A 5,485-nucleotide genomic window follows, 5' to 3' on the forward strand; every position below is an offset into this window, starting at 1 on the left:
TAATTAAATATAAAACCCTAAAACCTGCGGCGCACGCTGCGCGTGCGCCGCAGGTTTTATACCAATTCCCAAAATGGCAACGCTATTCTGGGAATTGGTATAAAACCTGCCTTTGGTGGGTTTCTGTGCTTGGCTTTATAATAAGTAGATATGAAGAAATGTAAATAGTGACGAAACCAATGGAGTGGAAGCAGATCGAAGAAAATTGGGTACTGACCCCTCAGAAACCCAAGGGCGTAATTCACTTTCTGGGTGGCGCATTTTTTGCGGCTGCGCCCCATGTTGCCTATAGCCGAGTTTTAGAACAGCTCGCCCAAAATAACTATGCGATCGTCGCTACCCCCTTCCTGAACAACACATTCGATCATCGCCAAATTGCTCGCGAAGTCCATAACTCCTTTCGTAAAGCCCGCAGCAAACTATTTCTCGATTATTTCCCCGTGTTTGGCATGGGTCACAGTATGGGCTGCAAAATCCATTTATTAATTAATAGCCTTTACAAACCCACCCGTGCTGGCAATATCTACATCGCCTACAACAACTACAGTGCCGATCGCTCAATTCCTTTCTTTAAAAACCTAGCTAACACGATCCCCGAAATGTCATCAATGGAGTTTACCCCTAGCCCTAAGGAAACCGAGCAAATAGTTACCGCCAATTACCCAACCACCCAAAATTTATTAGTTAAATTTGTCGATGATGACATTGACGAAATCTCCGCCCTTGCCCAGTTGCTTCAGCAGAAATTTCCCAAAACCGTTATTCTCCAAACTCTCGAAGGTACGCACCTCACCTCTATGGGTATTGACGTGAAATGGCAAGCGGGGTCTAACTTCTCGGCAATTGACGCGATCGCCCAATGGGTCAAGCAAGAGCTGCACAAAAACAACCAAACCCTTGAACTAGTCCTATTAGCATGGCTCGCGAAGCAAACCGCCTAAAGAAACAGGTCACAAAATACATCTGCCTCGAAGGGAACAGCAATGAGTAGAAATACTCTAGATAAATCAACGGGCAACTTAACAACAAAGTAGGATCGAAATCGATTGATTTTGTATTTGTATACGAGACATTAGAATTTCTAATATTGTTTTAATCTTATTAGGATTACTAAACATTCATGTTAGTTTTTAGGTTGGAATGTATCGAGTGACTGAAAAAATAGATCGATATATTCTCGTTTTTCTTAATATAAACATCGGTATAGTAAGATTCTCTCATCCATGCGTTGAAAGGGTTTGAGCATCTAGATTGGCATATATATTTCTAAAACAATAGCCAGAGGATATATCTAGCTTATTAGGGCTATATCAATTTTTTATATCAATTTGGCGCTTGAAACAGTTAGCTTCAAAAATTTTTTTGCAAAAAAAGTAAATGTGGATACGCACTTTATGTTTAAATTAAAGACATCGCTCAAGGACTTCACACGAAGAATTCCTGATAGGATTAACTTATATAAAGCAAAAAATTATTCCAACAAAGAAGCAGATCTCAAAGGGCTAATTAGATTTTAATAGATTTTTAATCTTTCTATAATTTTCGATTTGACTATTGACTCTGACTCTTGAGTTTTTTTGCCGCGCTTTTCAACGCGCTCTTTTGCCGCCTAGTGTGGTTCGTCGATTTTCATTTAAATCTAGTAAGGAGATATTAATGTCTTACTCAAAAACACAGTCTAAAGCTAAGGCTGGGTACGATGCAGGTGTTCAGGACTATAAACTAAAGTACTATACCCCCGACTATACTCCCAGAGATACTGACCTTCTCGCTGCTTTCCGTTTCGTGCCTCAACCAGGCGTACCTCCTGAAGAAGCTGCTGCTGCGGTAGCTGCTGAATCTTCTACAGGGACTTGGACAACTGTATGGACAGATTTGCTAACCGACCTCGATCGCTACAAAGGTCGTTGCTATGATGTCGAGCCAGTACCTAACGAAGACAATCAATATATCGCCTACATCGCCTATCCTCTGGACTTGTTCGAGGAAGGTTCCGTAACCAACTTGCTAACTTCATTAGTTGGTAACGTATTTGGTTTCAAAGCTCTTCGTGCCCTTCGTCTAGAAGACATTCGCGTACCCATCGCCTACTTGAAGACTTTCCAAGGACCTCCTCACGGTATCCAAGTTGAGCGCGACAAGTTGAACAAGTACGGTCGTCCTCTGTTGGGTTGTACCATCAAGCCAAAATTAGGTCTATCTGCTAAGAACTACGGTCGTGCAGTATACGAATGTTTGCGCGGTGGTTTGGACTTCACCAAAGACGACGAAAACATTAACTCTCAGCCTTTCATGCGCTGGCGCGATCGCTTCCTGTTCGTACAAGAAGCAATCGAAAAAGCTCAAGCTGAAACTGGCGAAATCAAGGGTCACTACCTCAACGTCACTGCTCCTACTTCCGAGCAAATGATGGAACGTGCAGCCTTCGCTAAGGAAATCGGCACACCGATCATCATGCATGACTTCTTGACTGGTGGTTTCACCGCTAACACCTCTCTTGCTAAGTACTGCCGCGAAAATGGCTTGCTCTTGCACATTCACCGTGCTATGCACGCTGTTATCGACCGTCAAAAAACTCACGGGATTCACTTCCGCGTTTTGGCAAAATGTCTCCGTATGTCTGGTGGCGATCACCTCCACTCTGGAACCGTTGTTGGTAAGCTCGAAGGCGAAAAGGGCATCACCATGGGCTTTGTTGACCTCATGCGTGAAGACCACATCGAACTAGATCGCGATCGCGGTATCTACTTCACTCAAGACTGGGCTTCTATGCCTGGCGTACTTCCCGTTGCTTCGGGTGGTATCCACGTATGGCACATGCCTGCGCTCGTGGAAATCTTTGGCGATGACTCTTGCTTGCAGTTCGGTGGTGGTACTTTGGGTCACCCATGGGGTGCTGCTCCTGGTGCAACCGCTAACCGCGTTGCTCTTGAAGCTTGTATCCAAGCCCGTAACGAAGGTCGCGACATGATGCGTGAAGGTGGCGACATCCTTCGTGAAGCTGGTCGTTGGTCTCCTGAATTGAATGCTGCTCTTGAACTTTGGAAGGAAATCAAGTTCGAGTTTGAAGCAATGGATACTCTGTAATCGATTAGCTCCATTAATATAGTGTTTCGCGTTGCGAAATACTATATTAAGGAATCTTGGTAAAGTCAGCCTATGGATATTAAGCGCAGTACTAAGTCCACAGCCAATATGTTGATCAATTTTTTGACCTTCGAGGCTGTCAAGACTATTGCCGATCAATTGGAGGAAACTGATAAGTTAAAAGCTCTTTGGTTTAATCAGTTCTCGACGCGCGAAAGACTCCAAAATGGCGAACTTTATATCAAAGACCTCTTCGAGGTTCACCAAGAAATGGCTTTTCGAGTGATGACAGTGCGGGAACATCTGGCAAATGAGATTTTAGATTTTTTGCCTGAAATGACTCGTTCTGGAATCCAACAATCAAATATGCAGCTTCGTCGTCAGCATTTTGAGCGCATTATGAGCGTTCAGGCTTCTGAAGGATATTCGGAATGCGAGAATTTAGTTTCTGATATAGATCGAAACCTAGAAGTTAGTTCTGTAGATATTCTCGAATTTCCTCCAGAAGTTGCCGCAGACTCAGATGGTGATGGCGATCGCTCTTCCCCTCAATCAAATCAATAGCAATTTAATTTCAATCGCGAGGAAATAATGCAAACTTTACCTAAAGAGCGTCGTTACGAAACTCTTTCTTACCTTCCACCTTTGAGCGATGCTCAAATCACTCGTCAAATCGAGTACACCTTGAAGCAAGGTTTCTATCCTGCGATCGAATTTAACGAAGATTCCGATCCAGCGATCCACTACTGGACTCTTTGGAAGTTGCCCTTGTTCAACGCCAGAACTCCTCAAGAAGTTTTGAGCGAAGTTCAAGCTTGCCGCTCTAGCTATCCTGGTAGCTTCATCCGCGTAGTCGCTTTTGACAACATCAAGCAATGCCAAGTCCAAAGCTTCATCGTCCACAAGCCTAACAGCGCTCGTTACTAAGCTTTAACAAACAAAAAAGCCCCGCATTGCGGGGCTTTTTTGTTATTTGCTATATTAATAGACAGCAATGCCAAATCCCAAAATTAAGACTATGGCTATTACTTTAGATTTACCTCAAGAATTAGAACAAGAGCTATCTGTGGAAGCAGGGAAAATTAGTTTATCCTTACCAGAATATATTCTTCAACTTCTAGCTGTTAGAAAATTTTTAGAAGGTCAGCTTAGAACTGGTACAGAATTAGTAAGTTATTGGCAAAGTGAAGGACTAATTAACTCTCGTCCTGAGATTATGGACAGTCAAGAATATGCTCGTCAAATCCGCCATGTAGCAGAACATCGTCAACATGGCTAGTGCTAGTATATGACAAGAATACTGAGGTAGCTCACTGATGCTTGATATCCCAAAGCAAAATGTTTTTGACGAGCAGCATCGTCCTCTTACGGTGCAAATTCCTATAGCCGTTTATAACCAAATCGAAGAAATTTTAGAAAACTTTGGCTTAGCTAAGTTGATGCAGGAAGTAGAAGATGATGAACTACTTTCTGGTGATGATGCTTACTTGTACTATCAATCATTACTCCCAAGAATTAGCTAGTCGTGCCATCAAGATTTTTCATAATTAGGCTAAAAAATGGAAGTAGATGAACTATCAATTAAGAAATTTCTAGACCAAGAAATTTTCGATGTCTGGGAAGAAGAAGTAGAAGTTTTTTTAGCCAATTTAGACAAGAATTGGTTGTCAATAAACTAATTGAGCATCTTAAAGGATTGACTAAACATGATATTAATATTGATATTGATATTGTAGTTCCTTGGAAATTAGGGAGATGTTTTGGGGATATAAAACCAAGATATCCTTATGATACTGCCATTTATTTACAGTTGTATCAAGGAAACTTGATGGAGAAATTAGTAGCTGTTAATTTTCTAGAAGGTTTTTGGGATCAGACGTTTGCAGATTGGGATATCTTATTCCAATTATCTAAAGATATTATCGATGACATTGGAAATTTTAATTTCTCTGGGCTTTCAGAAACCTATATTGAAACTGCTATAGGTGCATTTGTTATTGGTTATGCAAACAACGAATTTCGTTCTGTCATTTCTGACGGCGATAAGATTGCTTTAAAAGCTTCACTCAATTTAATGATGCAATTTATAGTCAAACATGTCCCAAAATCTCATTATCTTGATTTGCTATCTCAAGTTAATAAGTAAGAAGATCGCTTTGTGGTGGGGAGGTGAAGAGGCGATCGCTGGTTGTTGATTTTAGTTGGGGGGCGATCGCTGGTTGTTGATTTTGATTGGAGGCGATCGCTTTTTGATGGGGAGATGAAGGGGCGATCGCTTTGTGGTTGGGGAGATTATGGGGCGATCGCAGTTTTTGATATTTGGTGAAAGCGATCGCTTTGTTGTAGGGAGATGAAGGGGCGATCGCTGTTTGTTGATATCTGACTAGGGGCGATCGCT

Annotated in this window: 8 protein-coding genes; 7 read left to right on the forward strand and 1 reads right to left on the reverse strand. The window is 42.0% G+C overall.

Annotation, left to right across the window (positions count from 1 at the left end; genetic code table 11):
- Window positions 1-179 precede the first annotated feature (179 nt).
- The 7 genes from AC805_RS00400 (at window position 180) to AC805_RS00430 (ending at window position 5,233) form a co-directional block, all read left to right on the forward strand.
- The gene (locus tag AC805_RS00400; protein WP_055073577.1) at window positions 180-941 is read left to right on the forward strand and encodes a DUF1350 family protein; all 762 of its coding nucleotides are present in this window, start codon (window positions 180-182) and stop codon (window positions 939-941) included.
- Window positions 942-1,656: 715 nt separating this feature from the next.
- Window positions 1,657-3,087, forward strand: a complete 1,431-nt coding sequence (locus AC805_RS00405; protein WP_009626920.1) for a form I ribulose bisphosphate carboxylase large subunit — start codon at window positions 1,657-1,659, stop codon at window positions 3,085-3,087.
- Window positions 3,088-3,159: 72 nt separating this feature from the next.
- A complete protein-coding gene (locus AC805_RS00410) occupies window positions 3,160-3,651 on the forward strand; it encodes a chaperonin family protein RbcX (RefSeq protein WP_072143480.1) in 492 nt (163 codons plus the stop codon).
- A gap of 27 nt (window positions 3,652-3,678) precedes the next feature.
- Window positions 3,679-4,014, forward strand: coding sequence for a ribulose bisphosphate carboxylase small subunit (locus AC805_RS00415; RefSeq protein WP_009626922.1), 336 nt, complete (start codon window positions 3,679-3,681; stop codon window positions 4,012-4,014).
- Window positions 4,015-4,105: 91 nt separating this feature from the next.
- Window positions 4,106-4,366: a hypothetical protein gene (locus AC805_RS00420; protein ID WP_055073581.1), complete on the forward strand. Its 261-nt coding sequence runs from the start codon at window positions 4,106-4,108 to the stop codon at window positions 4,364-4,366.
- Window positions 4,367-4,403: 37 nt separating this feature from the next.
- The gene (locus tag AC805_RS00425) at window positions 4,404-4,610 is read left to right on the forward strand and encodes a hypothetical protein (protein ID WP_055073578.1); all 207 of its coding nucleotides are present in this window, start codon (window positions 4,404-4,406) and stop codon (window positions 4,608-4,610) included.
- 173 nt (window positions 4,611-4,783) lie between these two features.
- Window positions 4,784-5,233, forward strand: a complete 450-nt coding sequence (locus AC805_RS00430; protein WP_156341259.1) for a hypothetical protein — start codon at window positions 4,784-4,786, stop codon at window positions 5,231-5,233.
- On the opposite strand, the gene AC805_RS25960 is transcribed toward AC805_RS00430, so the two are convergent.
- Window positions 5,223-5,485: hypothetical protein (locus AC805_RS25960; protein WP_055073580.1), on the reverse strand; the 263-nt coding region annotated here is incomplete at its 5' end. The genes AC805_RS00430 and AC805_RS25960 overlap by 11 nt on opposite strands.

The organism is Pseudanabaena sp. 'Roaring Creek', from assembly GCF_001402795.1.
In the GTDB taxonomy this organism is placed as follows: Bacteria; Cyanobacteriota; Cyanobacteriia; order Pseudanabaenales; family Pseudanabaenaceae; genus Pseudanabaena.

Excerpts from the sequence above, each read along its gene's own strand:
- AC805_RS00425 (WP_055073578.1), top strand. The coding sequence starts at position 4,404 with ATGCTTGATATCCCAAAGCAAAATGTTTTTGACGAGCAGCATCGTCCT.
- AC805_RS00405 (WP_009626920.1), top strand. The coding sequence starts at position 1,657 with ATGTCTTACTCAAAAACACAGTCTAAAGCTAAGGCTGGGTACGATGCA.
- AC805_RS00420 (WP_055073581.1), top strand. The coding sequence starts at position 4,106 with ATGGCTATTACTTTAGATTTACCTCAAGAATTAGAACAAGAGCTATCT.
- AC805_RS00410 (WP_072143480.1), top strand. The coding sequence starts at position 3,160 with ATGGATATTAAGCGCAGTACTAAGTCCACAGCCAATATGTTGATCAAT.
- AC805_RS00415 (WP_009626922.1), top strand. The coding sequence starts at position 3,679 with ATGCAAACTTTACCTAAAGAGCGTCGTTACGAAACTCTTTCTTACCTT.
- AC805_RS00400 (WP_055073577.1), top strand. The coding sequence starts at position 180 with ATGGAGTGGAAGCAGATCGAAGAAAATTGGGTACTGACCCCTCAGAAA.